The organism is Clostridium ganghwense, assembly GCF_026735165.1.
Classification (GTDB): Bacteria; Bacillota; Clostridia; order Clostridiales; family Clostridiaceae; genus Clostridium_H; species Clostridium_H ganghwense.
Genome location: NZ_JAPQES010000005.1, coordinates 214,938 through 240,568, shown reverse-complemented (window position 1 = coordinate 240,568; position 25,631 = coordinate 214,938). Strand labels below are relative to the sequence as shown.

General features: G+C 27.5%; 26 protein-coding genes. 22 read left to right on the top strand and 4 right to left on the bottom strand.

Going from position 1 to position 25,631, the window contains the following annotated elements; genetic code table 11:
- Positions 1–26 precede the first annotated feature (26 nt).
- The 7 genes from OXH55_RS14570 to OXH55_RS14540 all read left to right on the top strand — a co-directional run bounded on the left by OXH55_RS14570 (position 27) and on the right by OXH55_RS14540 (position 6,442).
- The gene (locus OXH55_RS14570) at positions 27–1,427 is read left to right on the top strand and encodes a spore germination protein (protein WP_268050756.1); all 1,401 of its coding nucleotides are present in this window, start codon (positions 27–29) and stop codon (positions 1,425–1,427) included.
- On the top strand, positions 1,424–2,536 hold the full coding sequence (locus OXH55_RS14565) for a Ger(x)C family spore germination protein (protein ID WP_268050755.1): 1,113 nt from the start codon (positions 1,424–1,426) through the stop codon (positions 2,534–2,536). Before OXH55_RS14570 ends, OXH55_RS14565 begins: the two co-directional genes overlap by 4 nt.
- A gap of 131 nt (positions 2,537–2,667) precedes the next feature.
- Complete coding sequence (gene nadD, locus OXH55_RS14560) at positions 2,668–3,270, top strand: nicotinate-nucleotide adenylyltransferase (RefSeq protein WP_268050754.1); 603 nt, start codon at positions 2,668–2,670, stop codon at positions 3,268–3,270.
- Positions 3,271–3,299: 29 nt separating this feature from the next.
- Positions 3,300–3,881 (top strand): bis(5'-nucleosyl)-tetraphosphatase (symmetrical) YqeK, encoded by a 582-nt coding sequence (gene yqeK, locus OXH55_RS14555; protein WP_268050753.1) that lies wholly within the window; start codon positions 3,300–3,302, stop codon positions 3,879–3,881.
- Positions 3,878–5,146 (top strand): LCP family protein, encoded by a 1,269-nt coding sequence (locus OXH55_RS14550; protein ID WP_268050752.1) that lies wholly within the window; start codon positions 3,878–3,880, stop codon positions 5,144–5,146. Before yqeK ends, OXH55_RS14550 begins: the two co-directional genes overlap by 4 nt.
- A gap of 17 nt (positions 5,147–5,163) precedes the next feature.
- Positions 5,164–5,547, top strand: a complete 384-nt coding sequence (locus OXH55_RS14545) for a RidA family protein (protein WP_268050751.1) — start codon at positions 5,164–5,166, stop codon at positions 5,545–5,547.
- On the top strand, positions 5,540–6,442 hold the full coding sequence (locus tag OXH55_RS14540) for an RluA family pseudouridine synthase (RefSeq protein ID WP_268050750.1): 903 nt from the start codon (positions 5,540–5,542) through the stop codon (positions 6,440–6,442). The genes OXH55_RS14545 and OXH55_RS14540 overlap by 8 nt, the downstream gene beginning before the upstream one ends.
- Before the next feature lie 61 nt (positions 6,443–6,503).
- On the opposite strand, the gene OXH55_RS14535 is transcribed toward OXH55_RS14540, so the two are convergent.
- The gene (locus OXH55_RS14535) at positions 6,504–7,799 is read right to left on the bottom strand and encodes a D-alanyl-D-alanine carboxypeptidase family protein (RefSeq protein ID WP_268050749.1); all 1,296 of its coding nucleotides are present in this window, start codon (positions 7,797–7,799) and stop codon (positions 6,504–6,506) included.
- Positions 7,800–7,957: 158 nt separating this feature from the next.
- Here OXH55_RS14535 and OXH55_RS14530 point away from each other — a divergent pair, with 158 nt between their 5' ends.
- Positions 7,958–8,620 (top strand): helix-hairpin-helix domain-containing protein, encoded by a 663-nt coding sequence (locus OXH55_RS14530; protein WP_268050748.1) that lies wholly within the window; start codon positions 7,958–7,960, stop codon positions 8,618–8,620.
- Between the two features lie 135 nt (positions 8,621–8,755).
- On the opposite strand, the gene OXH55_RS14525 is transcribed toward OXH55_RS14530, so the two are convergent.
- Positions 8,756–8,962 carry a hypothetical protein gene (locus tag OXH55_RS14525; protein ID WP_268050747.1) on the bottom strand — a complete coding sequence of 69 codons (207 nt, stop codon included), beginning with the start codon at positions 8,960–8,962 and terminating at the stop codon, positions 8,756–8,758.
- Positions 8,963–9,135: 173 nt separating this feature from the next.
- Between OXH55_RS14525 and OXH55_RS14520 the strand changes: the two genes are divergently transcribed.
- Together OXH55_RS14520 and OXH55_RS14515 are read left to right on the top strand one after the other, a co-directional pair.
- Positions 9,136–9,315 carry a S26 family signal peptidase gene (locus OXH55_RS14520; RefSeq protein WP_336296785.1) on the top strand — a complete coding sequence of 60 codons (180 nt, stop codon included), beginning with the start codon at positions 9,136–9,138 and terminating at the stop codon, positions 9,313–9,315.
- A gap of 149 nt (positions 9,316–9,464) precedes the next feature.
- Positions 9,465–9,776 (top strand): hypothetical protein, encoded by a 312-nt coding sequence (locus tag OXH55_RS14515; RefSeq protein ID WP_268050745.1) that lies wholly within the window; start codon positions 9,465–9,467, stop codon positions 9,774–9,776.
- 83 nt (positions 9,777–9,859) lie between these two features.
- Here OXH55_RS14515 and OXH55_RS14510 read toward each other — a convergent pair whose 3' ends face one another.
- Entirely contained in the window at positions 9,860–11,068 is a 1,209-nt protein-coding gene (locus tag OXH55_RS14510) for a class I SAM-dependent methyltransferase (protein ID WP_268050743.1), read from the bottom strand.
- A 226-nt stretch (positions 11,069–11,294) separates the two neighbouring features.
- Between OXH55_RS14510 and OXH55_RS14505 the strand changes: the two genes are divergently transcribed.
- From OXH55_RS14505 to holA, 6 genes are all read left to right on the top strand, one after another.
- Positions 11,295–11,630: a hypothetical protein gene (locus OXH55_RS14505; RefSeq protein ID WP_268050742.1), complete on the top strand. Its 336-nt coding sequence runs from the start codon at positions 11,295–11,297 to the stop codon at positions 11,628–11,630.
- A 106-nt stretch (positions 11,631–11,736) separates the two neighbouring features.
- Positions 11,737–12,576 (top strand): CPBP family intramembrane glutamic endopeptidase, encoded by an 840-nt coding sequence (locus tag OXH55_RS14500; protein ID WP_268050741.1) that lies wholly within the window; start codon positions 11,737–11,739, stop codon positions 12,574–12,576.
- 229 nt (positions 12,577–12,805) lie between these two features.
- The gene (locus tag OXH55_RS14495) at positions 12,806–15,400 is read left to right on the top strand and encodes a cation-translocating P-type ATPase (RefSeq protein WP_268050740.1); all 2,595 of its coding nucleotides are present in this window, start codon (positions 12,806–12,808) and stop codon (positions 15,398–15,400) included.
- A 73-nt stretch (positions 15,401–15,473) separates the two neighbouring features.
- A complete protein-coding gene (locus OXH55_RS14490) occupies positions 15,474–15,734 on the top strand; it encodes a hypothetical protein (RefSeq protein WP_268050739.1) in 261 nt (86 codons plus the stop codon).
- A 17-nt stretch (positions 15,735–15,751) separates the two neighbouring features.
- The gene (locus tag OXH55_RS14485) at positions 15,752–17,089 is read left to right on the top strand and encodes a ComEC/Rec2 family competence protein (RefSeq protein WP_268050738.1); all 1,338 of its coding nucleotides are present in this window, start codon (positions 15,752–15,754) and stop codon (positions 17,087–17,089) included.
- A gap of 54 nt (positions 17,090–17,143) precedes the next feature.
- Complete coding sequence (gene holA / locus OXH55_RS14480; protein WP_268050737.1) at positions 17,144–18,166, top strand: DNA polymerase III subunit delta; 1,023 nt, start codon at positions 17,144–17,146, stop codon at positions 18,164–18,166.
- 46 nt (positions 18,167–18,212) lie between these two features.
- Here the strand turns inward: holA and rpsT are convergent, their stop codons facing one another.
- Positions 18,213–18,479 (bottom strand): 30S ribosomal protein S20, encoded by a 267-nt coding sequence (gene rpsT, locus OXH55_RS14475; protein WP_268050736.1) that lies wholly within the window; start codon positions 18,477–18,479, stop codon positions 18,213–18,215.
- Positions 18,480–18,718: 239 nt separating this feature from the next.
- Between rpsT and gpr the strand changes: the two genes are divergently transcribed.
- The 6 genes from gpr to hrcA all read left to right on the top strand — a co-directional run bounded on the left by gpr (position 18,719) and on the right by hrcA (position 25,629).
- Entirely contained in the window at positions 18,719–19,693 is a 975-nt protein-coding gene (gene gpr, locus OXH55_RS14470) for a GPR endopeptidase (RefSeq protein ID WP_268050735.1), read from the top strand.
- 55 nt (positions 19,694–19,748) lie between these two features.
- Positions 19,749–20,852, top strand: coding sequence for a stage II sporulation protein P (locus OXH55_RS14465; RefSeq protein WP_268050734.1), 1,104 nt, complete (start codon positions 19,749–19,751; stop codon positions 20,850–20,852).
- Between the two features lie 50 nt (positions 20,853–20,902).
- Positions 20,903–21,370: a hypothetical protein gene (locus OXH55_RS14460; protein WP_268050733.1), complete on the top strand. Its 468-nt coding sequence runs from the start codon at positions 20,903–20,905 to the stop codon at positions 21,368–21,370.
- A 41-nt stretch (positions 21,371–21,411) separates the two neighbouring features.
- The gene (gene lepA / locus OXH55_RS14455) at positions 21,412–23,217 is read left to right on the top strand and encodes a translation elongation factor 4 (protein ID WP_268050732.1); all 1,806 of its coding nucleotides are present in this window, start codon (positions 21,412–21,414) and stop codon (positions 23,215–23,217) included.
- A gap of 20 nt (positions 23,218–23,237) precedes the next feature.
- The gene (hemW, locus tag OXH55_RS14450) at positions 23,238–24,368 is read left to right on the top strand and encodes a radical SAM family heme chaperone HemW (protein ID WP_268050731.1); all 1,131 of its coding nucleotides are present in this window, start codon (positions 23,238–23,240) and stop codon (positions 24,366–24,368) included.
- A gap of 190 nt (positions 24,369–24,558) precedes the next feature.
- Complete coding sequence (gene hrcA, locus OXH55_RS14445) at positions 24,559–25,629, top strand: heat-inducible transcriptional repressor HrcA (RefSeq protein WP_268050730.1); 1,071 nt, start codon at positions 24,559–24,561, stop codon at positions 25,627–25,629.
- Positions 25,630–25,631 lie beyond the last annotated feature (2 nt).

Genomic DNA, 25,631 nt, shown 5'->3' with positions numbered 1-25,631 from the left:
AAAGAAAAGTATAAGGTGATGATTTCATGAATGAACAATATGTTGAAAATATAAAGGAAAAATTGAGGGATAGCTTTGATGTTAAGTATAGAGAAATTAAATGTTTAAAGGGATTAGCACATGCAATATATATTGATAACTTGTGTGACTCAAAATTTATAAGTGAATATATAATAGAACCTTTGATAAAAAATGATAAAATCGAGGATATTGAAAGCATAAAAAAAGAAGTATTATATGCTAATAATGTAGGAAAAGTTACTACAGAAGAAGATGCAATAAATCATATTTTATCTGGAGATGTAGTATTAGTATTTAATTTCGGAAAGACTATTCTTTATTGTGAAGCTAAAGGTTTTGTCAAAAGAACAGTTGGTGTTCCACCTACAGAGTCTGTACTTAAAGGGCCTAGAGAGGGTTTTACGGAGGTTATTGTTGATAATATTGCGCTTATCAGAAGAAAAATTAAAAATCAAAACTTGAAGTTTGAAAGCATGAATTTAGGAAATACATCAAATACTATAGTAGTTCTTTGTTATTTAAAGGGAGCAGCGCCTGAAAGTTTAATACAATATATAAAGAATAAAATTAAAAATATAAATGCAGATTTTATAATAGATATAAATTATATTGAAGAAGAATTAAAAAATAAACATACAGTTTTTGATACTGTTGGGTATACGGAAAAACCAGATATTGCGGCTTCTAAGCTATTTGAGGGTAAAGTAGTGGTTATGGTAGATGGAACTTCTTCTGTTATTACAGTACCTTTCTTTTTCATAGAAAATTTACAAGCAGCAGATGATTATTATTTAAACAAGTATTTTACAAATGTATCAAGAATTCAGAGGTGGCTTTCTTTTATTATAGCTATTATACTGCCTGGATTATATGTGGCTTTAAGTACATACCATTTTTCTCTTATTCCTGCAATTTTTGTAGTTAAATTAGCAAATTCAAGAGCAGGTGTTCCATTTCCCACTATAGTTGAAGTAATAATTATGATGGTATTTTTTCAATTGTTGAGAGAAGCAGGTATAAGGTTACCACAACCTACAGGACAGGCTATGAGTATTGTAGGAGCTCTTATATTAGGTGAGGCCGCAGTTGGAGCAGGATTGGCTTCAGAAAGTACTATTGTAATTGTAGCAGTAGCTTCAATATCTACTTTTTTAGTTCCCGACCTTTATAAAGCTGTTGTGATATGGAACATGATTATAATAATCTTTTCAGCATTACTTGGTCTTCCGGGATTATATATGGGATGCTTTTTGCTTATAACCCATCTAGCTTCATTGGAAACTTGTGGATATCCATATTTGTTTCCTCTGGGAACATTACAGGTTTATAAATATAGAGATATATTTATAAGAAGCAATCTCAATAAAATATCTAAGACTATATTTGATAAGGATGAAAATTCATGAGAAAAATAACATTGATTTTAATAAGTATTATTATCAACTGTATATTTATGTCAGGGTGTTTTAGCTATAGGGATATCAATAAGATATTATTTGTAACTGGAATAATTATAGATATAGATAAAGAAAACAATCCAATAGTATATTGTGAGGCTTTTAAAGGAAAGACTGGTCCAGCAAAAGGTGGTGGAAAAGAGGAAAAAATAATTTTCAAAGGTACTGGTAAAACATGCTTTGAGGCTATAAGAAATATAAGTTTAAGATCTAGTTATAAGCTAAATTATACTCAAAATAAGATAATAATATTTAGTGCTAAAGCTGCTGAATATGGTCTGGATAATTTTATAGACTTTTTTGATAGAGATCAAGAATTAATTATTAGACCTCTTATTTCAGTTTATGATGGAAATTGTGATATACTTATGCAAACACAATTAGATGAGGAGAACTATTTAGGTGTATATATTGTGCAACTTATAAAGAATGTTAGAACATCTTCTAGAGCCATAGAACTATCTTTACATAAATATCTAAATCAAAGATTAATTGGAGATAAGACTAATGTAGTTCCTGTTATAGAATTAAAAACTGATATGGGTAATAAGCTTACTATATCTGGAGGAGCTATTATAAAGGAAGATAAGATGGTTGGCGTTATTAAAAAAGAAGAAGGTCAAGGGTTTAATTTTTTGATGGATAGTGTAAAATCAGGGACGTTAGAGCCTAAAAATCCTCAGGCTAAAGGCAAATTCACAACCTTAGAAATTTTAGACAGTAACACTAAAACTGATATAAAATATGATGAAAATAAAATAAAGTTAATTAAGAATATTAAAGTCAAGACAAGTTTAGGTGAGGTGCAGGAAAAGTTTATAATAAGAGATAATAGTTTAAGAGCATTAAAAATGACAACAGAAGCTAATATTAAGAATGCATGTGAAACTATTTTTAATAAATACAAAGAAGAAGGAATAGATGTTTTCGATATACAAGAAGAATTTTATAGAAAATATCCAAAAGAAAAGATTGATGATGCTATCAAGGTAACCGACTTAATTGTAAATGTGGAAGTTGAAATTTTGATTTCTGGTGATACATCTGATTTTTTTTAATAAAATTATATAAGTGAATTAGGCAAGGGGTTTCTAATAGGAAACTTCTTGTCTTTAATTTTTATTTTTTTATGTTATACTTTTTATGATAGAAAGTACTAAATATACTGCTAGAAGAGGAATGATAAGATATGAATAAAAATGGAATATTCGGAGGAACTTTTGATCCAATTCATAACGGACATCTACATATAGCATATGAAGCTCTATATAGATTAGGTTTGGAGAAAGTTATATTTATTCCAGCTGGAAATCCTCCACATAAGACTAACAAAGGAGTGACTGATGCAGAGGTAAGATTTCAATTAGTTAAAAAAACTATAGAAAAGGAAAAAAAATTTGAGGTTAGTGATTATGAAATAAAAAAGAAAAATTTAAGCTATACATATGAAACATTGAAGCACTTTAAATTACTACAGTCGCAAATCCAATGGTACTTTATAACAGGTGTAGATTGTTTGATGGAAATAGATTCTTGGAAGAATGTGAAAGAAATTCTTGATTATTGCAAGTTTGTAGTCTTTAATAGACCTGGATATACCAAAGAAGATATAATTAGGCAAAAAAATAGTATAGAAAAAAAGTATAATAAAGAAATAATATTTTTAGACATACCGATTTTAGAAATTTCATCTACTCAAATAAGAGAAAAAATCAAAAAAGGTGAAAATGTAAGTTATCTAATTCCAGAAAAATTAAACTATTTGTTAACTGATATGAAATTATACAGATAATACAAAAGAACCAAGGGGGAGTCTCATACATGTGGTCTGAAGAACAAATTATTGAATATTTAAAGGAAAATTTAAAGGAGAGAAGATTTAAACACAGTTTAAGTGTTAGGGATACAGCAGTAAAGTTAGCTGAAATTTATGGAGTGGATATTGAAAAAGCAAGAATAGCAGGACTTGCTCATGATTGTGCTAAAAATATAAAAAATCAAGAAATGTTAAATATTGCAGAAAAATATGGGTATAATATAAATGATGTATGCATAAAATCTCCAAGTTTACTACATGGAGTTGTAGGTGCCTACATTTCTAAAAATATTATGGGAATTCATGATGAAAGTATATTAAATGCTATAGCCTATCATACTACTGGAAGAAAAAATATGAGTCTTCTTGAAAAAATAATTTACATGGCAGATTATATTGAACCTTTAAGAAACTTTCCAGGAGTTGAAGAAGTAAGAAAATTAACATATGAAGATATAGATGAAGCTCTAATTGTAACATTTAATAATACAATAAAATATATAATTAAAAATGGTCAACTTTTGCATAGTGATACAATTGAAGCAAGAAATTATATGTTATGTTTAAAACATATGGAGGAGTTATGAGCAAAAAAAGGAAACGTGGAGTGCTAAAAATTATATTAGTCTTTATAACTTTAACTTTATGTATAGCAGTAGTAGGGGGTACATATTTATATGATACCCTTTCAAAGTTAAGTGAAAATGCAGAGCTTAAAGATCACATAATAAATAATAAAGGTAGTATAAAGGAAAAAAATAGAGAAGAAAAAATAGATGATTCTATAAACGTACTAGCTTTAGGAGTAGATGTAGGAGACCCAACTTCTAAAAAACAGAATGATCCTAAGCGTACTGATACAATGATGCTTATTCACTACAATTCTGCTGAAAAATTAGTAAATGTGGTATCTATTCCCAGAGATACTTTAATAAGAATAAATAAGAAGGATGCTAAAATCAATGCTGCTCATGCTATAGGGGGAGTGTCTTATGCTATAGATGCAGTAGAAAAACTGCTTGATATAAAAATTGATTATTATGGAAAAGTAAACTATGAAGGTTTTAGAAAAATTATAGATTCCATTGGCGGAGTTGACATGAAAATAAGCAGAACAATGAACTATGATGATTATTCTCAAAATTTACATATTCACTTTAAAAAGGGAGAAACAGTACATTTGGATGGAGAAAAAGCTGAACAATTTTTTAGATGGAGAAAAAACAATAATGGTACTGGTTTATCAGAAGGAGATCTTGGGCGAATTGAAAATCAACATTTATTTATAGAAAAAGTTGTAGAAAATCTAAAAAGTCCTAAAATAATACCAAGGATACCTGGTATTTTAATGACTCTTCCTAAATATTGTGAAACAAATATGTCAGCAGATGAAATAATAAAATATGGTTATGAACTTATTATAGCAGATGAAGTTGAACTGCAAACTTTAAAAGGAGATTCACAATATATTAATGGTATTTCTTACTTTCTTTATGATAAAAGTTTGAATAAAGAAATTCTAAGAGAACTTCATGAGGAAAGAGTAGTTAAAATGAGTGGTAATTTTGATAAAAGTGCTATAAAAATAAAAGTTTTGAATTGTACTAAGAAAACAGGATTAGCTGCTCATTTCAGAAAGCAGTTAGGGCAAAAGGGATATAAAAATATTTCTATTGGAAATGGGAAGGCTAGCAATACTACAAAAATTCAATTAGAAGGATTTAGTAATAAACAAATTAATTACATAAAAGAAGAATTTGAGGTAAAAAAAGTTGAAAAAATTAGTGACAATTATGGAAAGTTTGATATAATAGTTATGTTAGGCGAAGATTATGCCAATAAAAAACATTAAAATTAGGAGGACTAAAAATGGAAAAACAAATTATAAACACATCAAATGCACCATCAGCAATAGGACCATATTCACAAGCTGTTAAGGTAGGAAATTTATTATTTACTTCAGGTCAAATTCCACTAAATCCACAAACAGGTGAATTAGTTACTGATAATATAGAAAATGCAGCAGAACAAGTAATGCAAAATTTAAAAGCTATTTTAGAAGAAGCAGGAACTAAATTTGAAAACGTTATAAAAACTACTGTATTATTAAGAGATATAAACGATTTTGGTAAGGTAAATGAAGTATATGCAAAATACTTTAGCTCAGAACAACCTGCAAGATCTTGCTTCCAAGTAGGAAAACTTCCAAAGGATGCATTCTTAGAAATTGAGGTTACTGCAATAGTTGAATAGTAAAGACCCTGGATTAATATTTAAAGTTAGAGAAGAAGAACAGGGGTTAAAGCTTAATGAATATCTTAGAAGTGTAGTAAGATTTTCCAGTAGATTTACTCAAAAGGTTGTTAGAGACGGAGGAGTTAAAGTAAACAATAATAGAGCAACATTATTCTCAAAATTGAAAAGTGGAGATGTAATAGAAGTACAAATTGAAAAAGAAGAGGAACAGGATATTATTCCAGAAAAAATGGAGTTAGATATAATCTATGAAGATCAAGATATCATAGTTGTTAATAAACCATATGGAATGATTGTTCATCCAACAAAGAATTATGCTTGTGGAACCTTGACTAATGGACTTTTATATCATTTTAAAGAGAATGGTGAAAGGTGTATAGTTAGGTTGGTAAGCAGACTTGATAGGGATACATCTGGGCTTATTCTTGTTGCTAAAAATGCTTTTAGCCATATGTCTTTGGCAAGAGATATGAATAGAGAGGAGTTCCAAAAAACTTATTTGGCTATAGTTCATGGAAACCTTTCTAAAAAAAATGGTGTTATAGATAAGCCAATATACAAAGTTGATGATGGTAGCTTAAAGCGAATTATTGACGAAAGAGGTCAGAGAAGTATAACTCATTTTGAAGTTGTAAAGAGATTTAAAGATGCTGATTTGATAAAGCTTATTCTTGAAACTGGACGTACTCATCAAATAAGAGTTCACTTGAATAGTATGGGAAATCCTATATATGGAGATACACTATATGGAAATAAAGAGGATGAATACATAGAAAGACAAGCTTTGCATGCATGCAGATTGCAAATTATTCACCCTAGAACTGAAGAGATACTAAAGTTAGAATGTGATTTACCAGAAGATATGAATAAACTTCTAAGTAAGCTAAAATAAACTTGTATAAAAGAACAAAAGGTCAGATTACATGAAATAATTATTGTAATCTGACCTTGATTTATTTGCTTCTAGTTTTAGAATTATACATATAAAGTGTATTTTCTTTTCTATTTTTTCTTCTTTTTCTATCTCTTATTTTTTTTCTTATTCTTAAGATAAATACAATTGCTAATAATACTGAAACAACATATCCTGATATTTTTAATATATTTAGGAATTTGTCATCATAGTTATTTCCTAAAGGCATTAAGAAACTTTTAGGTGAATAATTCACTCCACTAGCTATTTTTAAAGTACCAATAGCTTCATTATTATATGTTACAGCAGCTGTTAAAATATTGTCACCTCTTTTAAAGGATTCTTTATTTAAATCTTTATTATTTATTTTAAACTGAGGAACTTCTGTAGAAGTATTACCTTTTACATAATAAAAATTTTCTGCACATAAAAGTGGTATTTTGGTATTTTCATTTAAAGTATAGTCGCCTAAAGAATCTCCCTCTAAGTAAAAAGATTCTAAAGTAAAGTTATCAAAACCATAGTCAAATAATTTTCTAACGTCTGACCAATAGGTACGTTCAGAGTCATGAAGCAGTATGGCTATAAGTCTTTGCCCATTTCTTGAAGCTATAGCTACGTAAGAATGTTTAGATTGAATAGTATAACCAGTTTTTCCACCTTCACATCCTTCGTAATAATATTTAGAGTTTTTTTGAATTAATTTATTTTTATTCCAAAGAGGACGTTTTTCTTTACTTTTAGCTGTTGGTTCTATGTAGTACATTGAAGTAGTGGATATTTCTTTATATTCAGGGTATTTAGTTAGTTCTTTTAGAATTAAAGCTAAATCTAAAGCGCTAGTTCTATGATTATCATCGTATAATCCATGGGGATTAACAAAGTTAGTATTTTTACATCCAAGTTCTGCTGCTCGTTTATTCATTAGTTTTGCAAATTCTTCTGTTGAACCAGAAATGTGTTCTGCTAGAGCTTCTGCACAATCATTAGCTGATTGTAAAAGCAGTCCATATAGTAAATCTTTTACCGTTAATTTTTCATCTTTCAATATACATATTTTACTTCCATCGGCAAAAGGAGGTTTTTTACCTACTGTTACAACATCATCTAACTTACAGTTTTCAAGTGCTAAAAGTGCGGTCATGATTTTAGTAGTGGAAGCTGGTGGATATTTAGAATCCTTATTTTTAGAATACAAAATATCACCTGTAGTTGCATCCATTAAAACTACACCATCGGCAGATACTTTAGGGGGTGAGCTTTTTGCTTTTGTATTATGTGATATTAGTGAGATGAATAATATAAATGTTAGTAAGAATATGAATATTTTACGCATTGGTTACCTCCTAGGTTTTATAAGAATAGTATATCAGAATATTAAAAACAGTGCAAAGTTTGTCAATAAAAGGACAAATAAATATATACAATAGTTATTAATTACTAGAGAAGTGTCAATAATTTAGGTAATGAGATATAACTATTGGAGGATTAGAAATGGATAAGAAAGAAAAGTTAATCGGTTCTATAGTAATGGTAGTTGGATGTTTAATCTTTTTAGTGGTTGGGTATTTTTCATCTAAGCCTAAAGCATATAATAGTGATAATGTTTTTAAAAAGCAGAGTATAGGAAATAAAAGTGGAGAAGTAATTGTGAATAATTCAAGAGATTCAGATAATAATTCATCCAAAGCTGATTCAAATGATTACAAGACAATCATTGTGGAAATTAAAGGACAGGTTAGAAAACCAAATGTATATGAAATGAAGTTTGGAAGTAGAGTTTATGAGTTAATTCAAAAAGCTGGGGGATATACTCCAAATGCTGATACATATAGTGTAAATGGTTCGATGAAACTAAATGATGAAGATTGTATTGTTATATACAGCAAAGATGAAATGAAAAATTCTAAAATACCTAATACATTAAATAGGGTACATTCTACAGCAGGAAGCCAAGAAAAAGGAAAAATTAATATAAATATTGCTACTAAGGAAGAATTAAAAACTTTATCAGGAGTAGGGGATGTAACAGCTCAGAAAATAATAGATTACAGAGAACAAAATGGAGGTTTTTCATCAATTAATGAGTTAACAAAGATAAATAGAATTGGAGAAAAGACCGTTGCAAAATTTAAAGATAAAATTGAAGTGAGATAATTTTTTAGTGAATAGTAATTATTAACCTTCTTTCAATGTTAGTATATCCTAAATTAACATTTTTATTTACAAAATGACCTAGAAAATAATAGATTCTAGGTCATTTTATACAATCATTGATATTATATCTTACTATTAGTCATCTAATTCATAAGTGTAGGGATATACTTCATCAACAGTTTTATCTAGTTTTTTTGCGAAATTTTCTACGTCTACTTCTTCTACTACTCCATTATCTTTATAAATTTTTGCATTCCATACTTGACCATTTGACTTAACTAATAATTCAGCAGGATATTCAGAACCATCATCAAATTTAATTCTACCTTTTTTCCATACCATTATAAATATCTCCTTTATAAAATTTTGTTTATAGAATTTTAGTTTATATATAGATATATTTTTAATTTAACCAATTCTAGAAAATATATAGTGAGAGTTTTGATAATTAATACCATGAAATGGTATTAGAATCAAAAATCAAATTAATAAATTGTTAAAATAAAAATAAGGATATTAAGACATATTCAACAATGAAGGTTAAAGTTTCTCAAAAATATGTTTTGGTTTTAGGAGACAACAGAATAGATAGTGTTGATAGTAGAAAAATAGGGTTTATTCCAATAGAAAATATTAAACGACATGCTTTATATAGATTCAATATTTTTAAATTCTCAGCAAATAAATTAGAATAACATAGCTTAATATGTATATAGAAATAAATTTTACAAAAATAGTACTGATTAATATTAGTGCTATTTTTTATTTGTAACGGTTGTATTTGAATACTGCATAGTATATATTATAGCCTTACTTGTTTATAAGGAGGTATAGTGTTTTCAATATGGAATCAATTTTGGTTAAATTAATTTTTGCAGCTACTTTAGTAGATGTGTTGGTAGAATTTGTAAAAGTTGTATTTGATGGGTATTTTAAAACTAAAAATATTAAATATAAAAATATTGTTTTAAGAAGTATAAGTATTATAGTAGGCATCGCATTGAGTATAGTATATCAATTGGATTTCCCAGCTATGTGGGGGTTAAATAGTAGAATAACTGTTGTAGGTGAAATTATAACTGGACTTTTAATTTCACGTGGTTCTAATTTTATTCATGATATTGTAAAAAAATTAGGTATAAACACTAAACTTTAAACAAAAGCATGAAGTGTTATTTTTAATACTTCATGCTTTATCTGCATATTGAATATATATGTATTATAATCTTAAAATTACATCTACCATTGGTTTAAAAATTTATATAAAGCAGGATATACATTTAAAGCTTTCATTAAATTATGATATTCATCCATAGCTTTTAAATCTTCATCTTTAACTTTCATGGCTCTAATCATAAGATTTTTAGGGGTTTCTAATGGAGATATATATTCTACTACAGAAACATCATATCCCTTAGCTTCAAGCATAGTTGCACGCATGCCATCTGTTAGTATATCAGCCATTCTGGATTTCAAAATTCCATGTTTTGTTATACTTTTAAAAGGGTCATAAGAGTACTGATTTAAAAGTTCTCTATGGCAACATGGAACTGCAATAATAACATCAGCATTTACTTTTATACCTAGAGCAAGTGCCATATCTGTGGCAGTATCACAAGCATGAAGAGATAAAACTATATTTATTTTTTTATCAGCTACATAATCTTTTATATCTATAGCATGAAATTCCATATTTCTATAACCAAGATTATTTGCCATTTTCTTTGAAGATTCAATTACATTTTCTGAATAATCTAGTCCTATAAAATGACATTTTATCTTTTTAACTTCTGTTAGATAGTAGTTAAGTACAAAGGAAAGATATGATTTCCCACAGCCGCAGTCTAGTAAAGTTAATGTTCCATCTTTAGGAAGTTTATTAAAGATTCCATCTAAAAGTTCTACATAATGATCTATTTGATTATATTTTCTTATCTTATCGTTTTTAATTTTACCGTCTTTAGTCATTATATTAATCTCTTTGAGAAGTCTATCGGCTTTTCCTACCTTAATGTAATAATCTCTATTTAGTAGAGTAGATGTTCCTTCTACATGATGACAGGCAGCTTTTGATAGAGTAGTTTTTTCTTTTCTTTTTATATTATTATTGGAAGCTTCTTTTATTTCTATATTTTTCATAGTGACATTTTTGTTGTCAGCACAAATTAAAATATCAGTACCTCTTTCACTATAGATAACTTGTAATGAATCAAATTTCTCAGCATCACTATATATTTTTTCAAATACACTCTTTAAGTTTTGGGTTTCTGTAATTCCATTAAAATTAAATTTGATATTTCCATTATCGTAAGTACCATGACCATTAAATTCTTTTAAACCAGCTTTAAAACTTACATTTATACTTTTAAAAATAAAACTATTTTCTGAGAATCTGTTATCTAAACCCATGAAAAAAAGCTTTAATTTAGTTAAACTTTGTTTATTCATATGTATTCTAAATTCCTCCATTTTCGTTAATAGTAAAATAATTATATCAAAACAGTATGATATAATTCAATTCTATATAAAACATCTTTTCCATTTAATATAATTTTCATTATAAAATTTTGAATTAAATGAATAAAGGTGATATAATATTGTCCATGCTAAAATGTAATAAGTAATTTAATATTAATTAATATCAAAAATATTTTATAAAAAGGAGTTTGGATTAATGCAAGAGATACAAGAAATGCAAGAAATGGAAGAAATAGAAGAGCTAGAAGAGTTAGAAGGTATGGAAGGTATGGAAGAAATACAAGAAATGGAAGAGAAACAAGAACTTATTAAACCTATCAAAAAAGTAATCTTTAAAAATAATACTCAAGAAAAATTAGGAGTTAAAGTAAATTTAACTAAAGATAAAGAATATGATGTATTAAGTGTAAAAGTACCAGTACAATATGATATTAAACCATCAGTAAATAATTCTACTTTGTATTTAATAGAAGATGATAATGGAGAAAGAAAGTATTTTAGATCAAACTATTTTAGAAACAAAGAACTTTAGTAAAATTAGTGAGTCTTTATAAGACTCACTAATTTTTATTATTATAGTTTAAAATATGATATAATTGAAGTATATATTTATATCAATTACTATGGGGGAATATGAAATGAGTGAGCTAACAGAGAAGGATAAATCTGGAATAGGAATAGGAGATATTATATATATTTTTATTCTTTATATGACTATTATTGCAGGAGTAATAGAATCTATCTTTCTTTTAATCACAAAAGTACCTTATTTTAATACTAATCCAACGATAGTTCCATACATTAATCTTATAGGAGAGATTATAACAAAAGTAATTGTATTGTCTCTTATCTTAAAAAAAGTATATGATAAGAATCTAAAAACTTTAAATTACAAAGGGAATTTTACTTTAACCTTATTTATATGTACTATAGGTTTGATAGGGGGATACTTCATATTTGCACAAAATTCCATTCATTTATTATTGAGGAATGTTAAAGTTAATGAAGTTGTTGAAGAAGCATTTAGAAAATTAGCTCAAAATGAATTCGTTTTTTTTACTAGTATTGTTATAGTAGCTCCAATATATGAAGAACTACTTTTTAGAAAAATATTTTTAGGCGGAATGTCAAAACGATATAAAAAAGTAACTGCATTAGTTCTTTCATCATTAATTTTTGGAGCAATGCATTTAAATATACCTCAATTTGTAAATGCATTTTTCCTAGGACTTATTTTAGGAGTAATATACTTAAAAACAGAATCTTTAACTTTATGTATGATTGCTCATGGATTTAATAATTTAATAGCTCTTTTTATAAGTACTCCAGAGAAGTTTAACGGCGTAGGACTTACAATTGGAATTATTATAATTATAATTTTTGCTGTTTTTTTTCATAAGGAAACTAAAAAGAATAAATTTGGAACACAAAGTTCTTATAGCTATATGGTTAGGGAAAATCACTATATGGATAAATAGAATTTTTTATAAAGTAAAATATAAGCGATTGTGGGGAAAGTTTCACAAAACTGTTGACAATTTGGTTGGCAGTTTTTTTACTTTAAATAACAATAGATATACTATATTTACCCATATTTTCATTAAAGTCTTTAATGTTATATACGACTATAAAAAAGAGACTATAGTATTTTTTGCTAATAAATTAGGGTACTATAAAATTAGATAATAAAAAAATGAGGGATATTTTATGATAGAATGGTATAATTATAGCTGGAATGATGTAGTAAACGAGCTGCAAAGTGATGTTCATAGAGGACTTAGTAAGGAAAAAATTGAAGAAAACAAAATCAAATATGGAAAAAATAATACTTTAAGTATAAAAATAAAAAGCGGCATTTTTTTATTTGCAAAGCAAATGATTAACTTGTATGTATTAGCAGGAATGGTGATTTTTACATTATTATTTTATATTAGAGAAGTACGTACTGCTATTATTTTGGGTATGTTAGTTTTTTTATGTGTTATATTACATACTATAAAAGACTATAAGAATGAAAAAAACTTAATGGAACTTGAAAAAATAACTCCAAAAGAGGCTATAGTAATAAGAGAAGGTAGAGTACAAAAAATTGAATGTGAAGAGCTTGTGATAGGTGATATTGTTTATCTTGAAAGAGGAGATATAGTTCCAGCAGATTTAAGATTAATAAACTGTGAAGAGTTAAAGATAAAAGAATCAGCTTTAACAGGTAATAATGATATTATTGAAAAATATTCAACAAAAATTGAAGATAAAGAAATATTATTAAGTGAAATGAAAAATATGGCATTTAAGTCTTCCTTTGTAATGGATGGAAGTGCTACAGCTATAGTTACGGCTATAGGTGAAAACACTCAGATAGGAAAAATAACAAAAGATTTGCTTGAGGGAAAATGCGAAAAAAATGTATTGGAAAAAAATATATCAAGCATAATTAATGTTTTGACAGTAGTGTTTTTTATATTTTCTTGTTTAACATTAATATACTACTTTAGGAATAAGGAAAGTATAAAAGACTACGTATACTTAATATCTACGGGATATTTAACCATAGTGTCTATACAGATAATTTTAGTTATTGGAATAATTTCATTGATTGTTAAAAGAAAAATGGAGAATTGGGGAGTTTATTTCAACGGATTATCATCTTTACAAAGATTATCTAGTACTAACATAATTTTTGTTGATAAAGTTGGTACATTAACTGAAGATAAAATGTATGTGGATAAGATATATACTAATAGTATGATACTTGAAAATGATTCAGAGCAAATAGAAGAAAATAACCATAATGTAGATAGAATATTGAATATTGGTTTGCTCTGTAATGATACTAAAAGGGATATGAATGGAGAAGTTGTAAAAGGAAATTTAATAGATATAGCACTAGTAAATCATGGAATGAGAAATTCTATTGATAAAAAAGTATTGGATAGAGAACAAGAAAGGATTTTTCAGATACCATATGATACAGATAAGAGAATAAAAACTACTCTAAATAAAATAGAAGATAATTATAGAGCTAATGTTAAGGGAGCAGTAGATAAACTTTTGACAAGATGTACACATATAATGAAAAATGGTATAGAAGTGGAAATTACTGATAAGGATAAAACTGAGATACGAAATGCAGATTTGATTCTATCTAAACAGTCACTTTATGTTGAAGGATTTGCTTATAGAAATTTTAGTTATGAACCTAGTATCAACGAAAATATTGAAAGTAACTTGGTATTTGTTGGTCTAGTAGGATTTGAAAATCCTATTAAAGAGAATGCACAAAAGTATTTGCATCATTGCAAGTCTCTAGCTATAAAACCTACAGTTATAACTGAAGATAATAAAATTACAGCAGAGGCATTTGGAAGAAAAATTAAAATTTTAAATAGAAATGATATTGTACTGTCAGGAGTAGAAATAGATAATATGGAGGATATAGAACTAGAAAGATATATTGAAAGAGTAGGAATATATTCAAAAATTTCTTCTAAAAATAAATGGGCAATTTCTAGCATTTTTAAAAAACTTGGATATAATTTAGCAGTTACAGGGAATAAATTTACGGATTCTCCAAGTTTTAGAATAGCTCATGTTGGAGTTGCTACAGGTAAGAAGTGTACTAATATTACTAAAAAATTAGGTGATATATATATAGAAGATAATGATTTTATGAAGCTTCTTTCAGTTATAGAAGAGAGTAGGAAACTAATAAAACTTCTAAAAGATGAAGTGAGATTTATTTTAACAATTGTTCTAGGTGAATTTGTAAGCTTAATATTACCTATAATTTTAGGATATGAACCAATAATAACTCCTATAAAACTTTTATTAACGAATTTTATAACTATTATATTAAGTTCAATATATATATATAGCCAGCATGAAAATATTAAAATAAAAAATTACGAAAGAGTAAGTATAGATAAAACTATTTTTAAAGATTTTACTTCTGGTATGGTATTGTATGGAGTTTTTGTGGGAATAATATCTACTTTAGCTCTTTACTTAGGCAATAAAAATAGTTTAGCCTTAGGGATAGCTAATGCATTTATTATCTTAAATTTAAGTCCAATAATATTTTCTAATTATTTTGTAGAAGTAAAAAAATGTATTAAAAATAAAACATCAAATTTATTGTTTATAATAAACATAATTTTCAGTATATCTATATTTAGTATAATTTTTAATAAGAATTTATTGATTTTATTATCAAGTAATTTCAGAAATTTAACAACTGTTATTATTATTTTAGTAGTACAGGTTATTGTAATTATGTTTATGAAAGAGGTTGAAAGAGCATAAACAAAGAAAAGACAATAGGGAATGATTAAACCTCCATATATTTGGTTAAATTAATATATGGAGGTGTATTTTTATGCTTGATAATATTTTTGAAACTATTGTAGTTGGTAGTAATACTGAGTTTTTGGACATACCAGAAAAAGATTTTTTCTTGAATTATGATAAAGTAGATGAAGAATCAGCACAGGATTTGGCAGATAAGTATTTTGCTATGCGTGAAAAAGAGGGTATACCTCATGCTAAAGATATAAAAATGGATAATTCAACCCATAGAGTGAAAATTACAGTAGAAGTACACAAAAACAGAAAAGAAAAATCTGAAAATTTTTTATAAGGTATTAGTATCAAAATATGAAAAGACCCTTATTATATTATTCAGTATCGGTATTTATAGGATGTTTTTCTATATTTGTTTTAGATGGTAATATTTTCTGTGGTGCAATTTTATTTGTATCGTTTTTGGGTATTACATTTTTTACATTAGATAGAAAAGAATTTATTATTGTATGTACATTTTTTATTATGGGCTGTTTAAATTTTTATATGTATTTTAATATAAATTTAATAAATGAAGTAGAATTTAGAGTAGTAGAGAGAAAAAATTACTATTGTATGGCTAGCTATAAAGGTAGAAAAGTATATCTTTTAGGTAATACAAATGGTCTGAAAAATGGAGAAAGAATAAAGGCATATGGGAGTTTTAAGAAAGATATAAATTATGTTAAGGGAAGTATAGGGTGTTATAAAATTAATTTTTATAAAAATAAGAAAGAAGATTGGATTTATAAAATATGTGAATTTAAAGAAGAATTATTTGAAAAATATTCAAAAGAACTTGGTAAGAAAAAAGCAGCTTTAATTATGGGGACTTGTTATGGAGAAACTAAATATTTATCTCTAAATCAAAAAGAAAATTTCAAAAAGTTAGGTATAACTCATATAATTAGTGTTTCAGGATTTCATATGGCAGTAGTATATAAGCTTTTAGAAAGTATTTTTGGAATGAATTTAAGTTTATTATTATCTTTTATATATTTATTATTTACAGGCGCAAAGGCCGCTACATCAAGAGCATATATAATGATATTAATTTTAAAGTTATCTAAGATTGTTTATAAAAGATATGATAGTCTTTCAGCTCTTGGATTAGCAGGTTTTTTGTTATTATTTATAAGACCATATTACATTTTAGATATGGGTTTTATCTTATCTTTTTTAGCTGCCCTAGGAATAATATTATACAATAAAAAATTTCAGAGGTATTTATATAAACTGCCTCGAAAACTTAACGAAAGTTTAAGTATAACTTTAAGTGCTCAAATTTTTGCAATGCCTTATGTTATGTGTGCACTTAATAACATAAGTCTGTTTTTTATACCTGCAAATTTAATTTTAATTCCTTTGTATTCAATGCTTGTATTTTTAGGCAATATAGTACTGCTGATTTTTAAAATTCCAGTAATATTTAGATTTGTGATATCGATATTATATTCCTTAACTACAGCCATAGAAGGTGCTAATTATATTTTGTTAAGTATATGTCCAAGTGTTGGTGTATATAATTATTTTTATGGAGTAGCTTTATTAGGCATATTCATGAGTTATTTGTTTTACAAGCATGGATATACTGAATTAAAGTACTTTCCAGTAGTTTTGGTATATTTTATTCTTTTATATAACGTGATATAATAATATGGCTATGTTTAGAATAGATCCAATTAGTTAGAAAATGGGGGACGAGACTTGATTGATTTTTTACAATTAGAAAATAAACTAAAGAATAATGAAATAAGTAATTGTTACATATTTTGCGGAAGTGATGAAAAGAGCATTAAAAATAGTATAAAGACTATATTGGACAAAACTGTAAATAAGGACTTTTTAGATTTGAATTATGCTCAATTAGATGGACTTACTGTTGATATTAATGGAATTATTAATGCTTGTGAAACTCTACCTTTTATGTGCGAAAAAAAGGTGGTTACTGTTTATAGGGCTAATTTTCTTCGTGATAAATGCGATAAAGCTATGGAAAAAGTACATAAAGATATAGCACAGTATCTAAAAAATTTACCTGAAGAATGCATTCTAATAATGTATTATATTTTTGAAAATGATAGAGAAAAAGAGAGCTATAAGTTAAAAAAACTAGATAAATTAGCTACTGTTGTTAAGTTTTCAAAGCTAAAAGGTGCAATGCTCCAAAAAAAAATTAAGGCTATTTTTGATAAAAAAGATAAAAAGATAGATAAAACTGAACTTGCATTATTTTGCAGCTGTGTAGAAAATAATATGGATATAATAGAAAATGAAGTGGAAAAGTTGTGCTGCTATACCTATGGAAGAGAAATAACTTCGAGAGATATTACAGAAATTATAAGTGCTAAAAATGATAATGATATATTTAATTTAGTTGATTATTTATCTCAAAGAAAACCGCAAAAGGCGTTAGATATTTTAAATGAATTAATATTTAAAGGAGAGTCTATAACTACTATCTTAAGAATGATAGAAAGACAGTTTAAAATACTTTTTGATATAAAATTAGGGGTAGAAGGTGGAAGTACAAAAGAAATATTAGCGAGAGAGTTAAAACTTCATCCATTTATCTGTGAAAAGATGATGATTCAAAGTAAGAAGTTTACTCTACAGCAAATTCAAAAGAGTATAGAATTGAGTTTGGAAACTGAAAAAATTTTAAAAAGTAGTTCAGTAAATTCAAAAACGGAAATGGAACTTTTAATCATAAATACAGCAAGAGCATAATTAAAATGTATAATAAAAAACCGGTGAAATTCACCGGTTTATTTTATTAAGCGCTTAAGCCGTTTAATTTTGAAGCTAATCTTGATTTTTTTCTTGCAGCTTTGTTCTTATGTATTACTCCTTTTGAAGTAGCCATGTCTAAAGATTTAACGCAAGAAGCAAAAGCAGCTTTAGCTTCTGCTACATCATTGTTAGCAACAGCTGTTTCAAAATTCTTTATAGTAGTTTTTAATGCTGATTTAATCATTTTATTTCTAAGAGTTTTAACTTTAATTACTTTAACTCTTTTCTTAGCTGATTTTATATTTGCCATTTCTATTTCACCCCCTTGTGATTTTAGTAGGGTTAAGCAGCTTTGGGGAATTCGTAATTGAATTGCCTTACTCAACAAATGCTATTATAGCATTATTTGTTAAGTACTTCAAGTAGAAATTTTCAAAAATATAATGAAGGATAAACCAGTATTTTTAAATTTGTTATATATTTTTTTATGAATTATTAAAAAAGAAATAGGAGAAGATATTAATAAAAAGTTAGAGAGGAAGTGCATATATGACTAGTGTAAGAACAGATTTAGCTGTAGAAGCAAAAGAAATTTATGAACAGCAGAATCAAGGGGGAATTTCAGGGGTTGAAATCAATGAGTATATAGAAAATGGAATGAAAGTTACAGATGTAAGGATAGTTGATGAAATTGGAGAAAAGAATATGGGGAAACCTATAGGGAAATATATAACCATAGATATGCCAGAATTTGTTCATTATGACAAGGATATTATGGATGATGTGAGTAAAGGGCTTGCTAAGACTTTATCAGGCATTATAAAACTTGATAAAAGTATGACAGCTTTAGTTGTAGGACTTGGAAATTGGAATGTAACTCCAGATGCTTTAGGTCCTAAGGTTATCTCAAGATTAATGGTTACAAGGCATTTAAAAGAATTAGTTCCAGATAGTATAGATGAAAATATTAGACCAGTATGTGCTATGTCACCAGGAGTATTAGGAATTACAGGAATTGAGACTGGAGAGATAATAAAATCTGTTGCAGACAAAATTAAACCTAATTTGATTATTTGTATAGATGCTTTAGCTTCAAGAAAGACAGAAAGAGTTAATACAACTATTCAAATTGGGGATAGTGGAATATCTCCAGGGTCAGGTATAGGAAATAAAAGAATGGAAATTAGTAAAAGAACATTAGGTATACCAGTTATTGCTATAGGTGTACCTACAGTAGTGCATGCTGCAACTTTAGCTAATGATACAATTGATTTGGCAATTGATGAAATGATAAATCAATCTACTGAGGGAAGTGGATTTTACAATATGTTAAAGTCTCTTGATAAAGGTGAAAAAGAAAGACTCATTAATGAGGTCTTACATCCTTATGTTGGTGATTTAGTTGTTACTCCAAAGGAAGTTGATATGGTTATAGATTCTATTTCTAAGGTAATTGCTAATGGTATAAATATTGCACTTCAACCAGCCTTGAATTTAGAAGACATAAACAAATATGTAAATTAGGAATATTTTAAAAATGGCTCCTCATATATATAAAGTAAACAAGGGAGGGGTCGTGATGAACAGTAAGAAAAGTGGCATGGAAAGAGAAAAATTTACTTTATTAGTAAGTATTTTAATATTTTTAATAAGTATACTTTTGGCTTTAGTTTTATTTGGTCAAGTGAAAAAAGTAATGATGAAGAGTACTGGAAGAGAAATTAGTTTTTATTGTAGTATTTTGGATTATAGTGCACCAATTTTATGTAACAATCTTTCAGAAAAAGAAGAAAGAGAAATGAATGAACTAGTTAGAAATAACATTTTAAATTTAATAGGGATAGGCAATGAAAAATCCTTATCTATTGTTGGAAAAGAGATATCTTACTTAAAAACAGATGAAAATTACCAAGTTGCTTTGAATAGTAAGAGCAAAAATGGAACCCTAAAAAGAGATCCTGAGCATATTTTTGATAAATTTACTTTAGCAGAGGATCAAGTTTTTGAAGAAAAAAATCAGGTTGGAAATAATACTAATATTAAAACTACTGTGTATAATCCAAAATTAAAGAAAGAACTATCTTCCAAACCAGAAATTCTTATTTATCATACACATACCTGTGAAAGTTATAAACCAAATGGAATTAATACTATGGATAAGACTCAAAATGTATGTGCTGTAGGTGAGGAATTAAAAAAAGAATTAGAAGAAAAATATGGAATATCAGTAGTGCACGATACAACAGTACATGATGCAGCAGCTTATGCAAAAAGTTACGATAGATCTGGAGTAACTTTAGATAAATATATGAAAAAATATGGAGATTTTAAACTGATAATTGATTTGCATAGAGATTCAGTGGAAAACAAAAAAGCAGTAACTGCCAATATAAATAATGAAAATGTTGCCAGGTTTATGTTTGTTATGGCAAGAAAAAATCCTCATTTTAATAAGAATATGCAGATAGTAAATAAAATGATAAATATATCAAATAAGTTATATCCTAGCTTATGTAAAGGCACATTTTATTATAATTATGGAAGAAAATTTTTTAATCAAGCTGTTAGTAATAATGCTGTTTTATTAGAAGTTGGATCCCATATTAATACAATAGATGAAGCTAAGGCATCATCAAAGTATTTAGCTAGAATAATTGCTGAATATCTAAATGGAAAGAATTGAATAAAAATATAAAAAAAGTACATCCTTATAAAAAAGGAGGTGCTTTTTTTATGAAAAAGTTGAAAATAATTTTAATGAGTATAATTATGTTTTTAATATTGGGATATGGCATTTTTTGTGTAAATATAAATCTTAACAGACAAATATATAATAGTATAGTGGGAGATATAATTTGTTATGGAGATGATAAAAAAACATGGAATTTAGATAATATGCAGCAGGTTTTAAATAATCCATGTAGATATAAATCAAAAAATATATCCAAGGATAAAGAAGAAGGATGTGTTCCTAAAATTAGAATATTATTTAATAATAATCCCTTTGATTTTAGAATAGATACACATAATTATGTATTTTTTATTAATAACAATGTAATTACTAAATTTAAATCTAATATATTTTTTAATAATTTAAGAGAAAATACTTTCAAATTAATTGAAGTAATAAAAGAGAATATTGGAATACTATATAATAATACAGAGTTTTTATTGACATATATACAGAGTTATATGCTATAATTTAGTTTGATTTATTATGTGCAATGGGGGTAAAGAAACAAATGCAAAATGATAAAAAAAAGTATATAAGAAATTTTTCAATTGTAGCACATATCGACCATGGTAAGTCTACACTTGCAGATAGATTACTTGAAGCTACAGGTACATTGACTCAAAGAGAGATGGAAAATCAAGTTCTTGATAATATGGAACTTGAACGTGAAAGAGGAATTACTATAAAATCTCAAGCTGCAAGATTAGTTTATAAAAGAGAAAATGGAGAAGAATATGTACTAAACTTAATTGATACTCCTGGACATGTAGATTTTGCCTATGAAGTTTCAAGAAGTTTAGCTGCTTGCGAAGGAGCATTACTTGTAGTTGACGCAACTCAAGGTATACAAGCACAAACATTAGCTAATTGCTATCTTGCTTTAGATAATGATTTGGAAATAGTGCCAGTTATAAATAAAATTGATTTACCAAGTGCAAGACCAGATGAAATAAAACAAGAAATTGAAGATGTTATAGGGATAGAAGCTCAAAATGCACCTTTAGTTTCTGCTAAAACTGGTCTTAATATAAATGATGTACTGGAGACTATAGTTGAAAAAGTACCATCACCTGAAGGGGATGAAGAGGCGCCTTTAAAGGCACTAATATTTGACTCTTATTATGATAGTTACAAAGGCGTAGTATGTTATGTAAGAATTAAAGAAGGAACAGTACGTCCAGGAACTAAAATAAGATTCATGGCAAGTAAAAAAGAGTATGAGGTAACAGAGGTTGGAATTTTTGCTCCAAATTTTGTTCCTATGAAGGAACTTAGTGCTGGAGAGGTGGGATATATAACAGCTTCTATTAAGAATGTTAGAGATGCTGGTGTTGGAGATACTATAACAGAAGCTGCAAGACCTGCTGATGAACCTCTACAAGGATATAGACCAGCAATTCCAATGGTATATAGTGGTATTTATCCTGTGGATGGAGCAAAATATGATGAATTAAAAGAGGCTCTTGAAAAATTGAAAATAAATGATGCTGCGTTAGGATTTGAGCCAGAAACATCTATAGCTTTAGGTTTTGGATTTAGATGTGGATTTTTAGGACTTTTACACATGGAAATAATTCAAGAAAGAATTGAAAGAGAATTTAATCTTGATATTATTACTACAGCACCATCTGTTATATACAAAATATATAGAAATAATGGTGATATGTTAGAAATCACCAATCCTACTAACATGCCAGATCCTACAGAAATAGAACATATGGAAGAACCAGTTGTAAAAGCATCAATAATAACACCTTCAGATTATGTTGGTGCAGTTATGGATCTTTGTCAAACTAGACGTGGTACTTTCATAGATATGGAGTATATTGAGACTACTAGAGTAGTACTTAACTACTATATACCGCTAAATGAAATAATATATGATTTCTTTGACACTTTAAAATCGAAAACAAGAGGATATGCTTCTTTAGATTATGAACTTCATGGATATCAGCAAACTAAGCTTGTTAAGCTTGATATGCTTTTAAATGGAGATGTTGTAGATGCATTGTCAATGATTGTACCAGAAGAAAAAGCTTACCACAAAGGAAGAGCTATAGCTGAAAAACTTAAAGAGGTTATTCCAAGACAAATGTTTGAAATCCCAATACAAGCAGCTGTTGGTTCTAAGATTATTGCAAGAGAAACTGTAAAAGCTATGAGAAAAGATGTTCTTGCAAAATGTTATGGTGGAGATATTTCAAGAAAGAGAAAGCTTCTTGAAAAGCAAAAGGAAGGTAAGAAGAGAATGCGTCAAGTCGGTAGCGTAGAAGTACCTCAAGAAGCATTTATGTCAATATTAAAGGTTGATTAGGTAAAGAGAGGAAAGTGTATATGAGTAAAGGTATAGCATTATATATTCATATTCCATTTTGCAAGCAAAAATGCCTGTATTGTGATTTTCCATCTTATTGTGGAAAAGAAAATAAAATGGTTAGCTATGCAAAAGCCCTTTCTAAAGAGATAGATACAATAAAAGATAAAAGAATTAAAACAATATTTATAGGTGGGGGTACTCCCACCTATTTATCTTTAGAGGGATGGAGTATTATAAAAAAAAGTATAGATAAATTGAATAAGGATATAGAGTTAGAATTTACAGTAGAAGGCAATCCAGGTACTTTTAATGAGGAAAAACTAAAATTTTTAAAGGATATGGGTGTAAATAGATTAAGTATAGGCCTACAGGCATGGCAGAATAAACATTTAAAAAGTTTAGGAAGAATACATTCATCTGAGGATTTTGAGAAAAGCTTTTCATTAGCTAGAATGCTAGGATTTAAAAATATTAATGTAGATTTAATGTTTGGACTTCCTGAACAAAATATACAAGATTGGAAGGAAACTTTAAAAAAAGTCACAGAATTGCATCCAGAACATTTGTCTTGTTATAGTTTAATAGTTGAAGAAGGAACAAAATTTTATAATTTATATAGACAAAATAAATTAAATCTTCCACATGAAGACACAGAGAGAGAAATGTACTTGTATACTTTAGAATATTTAAGGGAAAAAGAATATTATCAGTATGAAATATCAAATTTTTCAAAAATAAATAAGGAATGTAAGCATAATTTAGTTTATTGGAATTTAGAGGAATATATAGGATGTGGGGCTGCTGCCCATTCTTATATAGATGGATACAGATATAGCAATGAAGTAGATATTGACAATTATATAACAATGATGGAAAATAAATTTTCGGCCATTATAGAAAAGAAAGAGAATTCTAAAAAAGATGATATGGAAGAATTTATGTTTATGGGGCTTAGAAAGATAAAGGGTATATCCGTAGAGAAATTTAACAAAAAGTTTAAAATTTCTCTAGCTGAAATATATGGGGATATTATTGAAAAACATAAAGGTAATAAATTCTTAATTGAAGAAGATGGACGTATATTTTTGTCTTCTAAAGGAATAGAGATTTCAAACAGCATAATGAGTGATTTTATCCTGGATATCTAAAAAATAGAGAGAAGTACAAAAAAAAAGAGTAATTTAAAGAAAAATATAAATATTTGAGAAAATTACTCCAAATAGATAAATTATGCAAATAACAAAATCTTGACAAAAAAATACTGGAGTGATAATTTAAAAGCGTAGTAATTAGCACTCAACAAGATAGAGTGCTAATAAAAGAGGTGATTCAGTAAATATGAATTTTGATATGGAGGAAAGAAAAATTAAAATACTTGAGGCCATTATCCGTGATTATATCTGTACTGGAGAGCCTGTAGGGTCAAGGACAATTGCTAAAAAGTATGATTTGGGTGTAAGTTCAGCTACTATAAGAAATGAGATGTCTGATTTAGAGGAAATGGGTTTTATTGAACAACTGCATACCTCCTCTGGTAGAAAACCATCAGACAAAGGATATAGATTGTATGTTGATAAATTAATTCAATTTCAAAAACTAACGCCTGAGGAAGAAATTAGAATTAAAACTGAACTTATAAATCAAGCCTTATATGAAGTAGACAAAATGGTAAAGAGAGCAACTTTATTGCTTTCAGAACTTACCAGCCTTACTTGTGTAGTTAAAACGCCATCTGTAAGAAATAGTTATATTAGAACAATTCAGCTGATACCTATAGATAATAACAATATTCTTGCTGTAATAGTTACACAAGATGGGATAATAAATAACAACATCATAAGAGTAAACAGAGCACTAGAGACAGATTCGCTTCATAAGCTATCAAATATATTAAATAGTAAGCTGAAGAATCTAACAATTCAAGATATAAACTTAAAGATTATAAATGATTTAAAAAATGAATTGAAAGGATATGAAAGTATTTTTGATGGTATTATTTCTGCACTTTATGAAGCGTTGAGCAAAGCTGATGATAGTGAAATCTATTGTGAAGGTGCAGCTAATATATTTAACTATGCTGAATACAATGATGTAGAAAAAGCAAGGAAATTTTTAGCCTTACTGGATAATAAAGAGGTAATAGGGCAATTATTTAATAAGAAACCCCTTATTCCTAATGATGGTGCTAAAATTTCAATCAGTATAGGTAAAGAAAACTTTGTTGAGGATGCTCAAAATTGCAGTATAATTTCCGCAGTTTATAATTTGGGTGGAAAGCCTGTAGGAACTATAGGTGTTATTGGACCTACGAGAATGCAATATTCAAAGGTTATTTCTATGCTTACTCAATTTGTGAGGGAACTAGATAAAAGTATAGGGCAAAATTATTTTGATGATAGACAGAGGTGAGT

Excerpts from the sequence above, each read along its gene's own strand:
- OXH55_RS14570 (WP_268050756.1), top strand. The coding sequence starts at position 27 with ATGAATGAACAATATGTTGAAAATATAAAGGAAAAATTGAGGGATAGC.
- OXH55_RS14565 (WP_268050755.1), top strand. The coding sequence starts at position 1,424 with ATGAGAAAAATAACATTGATTTTAATAAGTATTATTATCAACTGTATA.
- nadD (WP_268050754.1), top strand. The coding sequence starts at position 2,668 with ATGAATAAAAATGGAATATTCGGAGGAACTTTTGATCCAATTCATAAC.
- yqeK (WP_268050753.1), top strand. The coding sequence starts at position 3,300 with ATGTGGTCTGAAGAACAAATTATTGAATATTTAAAGGAAAATTTAAAG.
- OXH55_RS14550 (WP_268050752.1), top strand. The coding sequence starts at position 3,878 with ATGAGCAAAAAAAGGAAACGTGGAGTGCTAAAAATTATATTAGTCTTT.
- OXH55_RS14545 (WP_268050751.1), top strand. The coding sequence starts at position 5,164 with ATGGAAAAACAAATTATAAACACATCAAATGCACCATCAGCAATAGGA.
- OXH55_RS14535 (WP_268050749.1), bottom strand. The coding sequence starts at position 7,799 with ATGCGTAAAATATTCATATTCTTACTAACATTTATATTATTCATCTCA.
- OXH55_RS14530 (WP_268050748.1), top strand. The coding sequence starts at position 7,958 with ATGGATAAGAAAGAAAAGTTAATCGGTTCTATAGTAATGGTAGTTGGA.
- OXH55_RS14525 (WP_268050747.1), bottom strand. The coding sequence starts at position 8,962 with ATGGTATGGAAAAAAGGTAGAATTAAATTTGATGATGGTTCTGAATAT.
- OXH55_RS14515 (WP_268050745.1), top strand. The coding sequence starts at position 9,465 with ATGGAATCAATTTTGGTTAAATTAATTTTTGCAGCTACTTTAGTAGAT.
- OXH55_RS14510 (WP_268050743.1), bottom strand. The coding sequence starts at position 11,068 with ATGAATAAACAAAGTTTAACTAAATTAAAGCTTTTTTTCATGGGTTTA.
- OXH55_RS14505 (WP_268050742.1), top strand. The coding sequence starts at position 11,295 with ATGCAAGAGATACAAGAAATGCAAGAAATGGAAGAAATAGAAGAGCTA.
- OXH55_RS14500 (WP_268050741.1), top strand. The coding sequence starts at position 11,737 with ATGAGTGAGCTAACAGAGAAGGATAAATCTGGAATAGGAATAGGAGAT.
- OXH55_RS14495 (WP_268050740.1), top strand. The coding sequence starts at position 12,806 with ATGATAGAATGGTATAATTATAGCTGGAATGATGTAGTAAACGAGCTG.
- OXH55_RS14490 (WP_268050739.1), top strand. The coding sequence starts at position 15,474 with ATGCTTGATAATATTTTTGAAACTATTGTAGTTGGTAGTAATACTGAG.
- OXH55_RS14485 (WP_268050738.1), top strand. The coding sequence starts at position 15,752 with ATGAAAAGACCCTTATTATATTATTCAGTATCGGTATTTATAGGATGT.
- rpsT (WP_268050736.1), bottom strand. The coding sequence starts at position 18,479 with ATGGCAAATATAAAATCAGCTAAGAAAAGAGTTAAAGTAATTAAAGTT.
- gpr (WP_268050735.1), top strand. The coding sequence starts at position 18,719 with ATGACTAGTGTAAGAACAGATTTAGCTGTAGAAGCAAAAGAAATTTAT.
- OXH55_RS14465 (WP_268050734.1), top strand. The coding sequence starts at position 19,749 with ATGAACAGTAAGAAAAGTGGCATGGAAAGAGAAAAATTTACTTTATTA.
- OXH55_RS14460 (WP_268050733.1), top strand. The coding sequence starts at position 20,903 with ATGAAAAAGTTGAAAATAATTTTAATGAGTATAATTATGTTTTTAATA.
- lepA (WP_268050732.1), top strand. The coding sequence starts at position 21,412 with ATGCAAAATGATAAAAAAAAGTATATAAGAAATTTTTCAATTGTAGCA.
- hemW (WP_268050731.1), top strand. The coding sequence starts at position 23,238 with ATGAGTAAAGGTATAGCATTATATATTCATATTCCATTTTGCAAGCAA.
- hrcA (WP_268050730.1), top strand. The coding sequence starts at position 24,559 with ATGAATTTTGATATGGAGGAAAGAAAAATTAAAATACTTGAGGCCATT.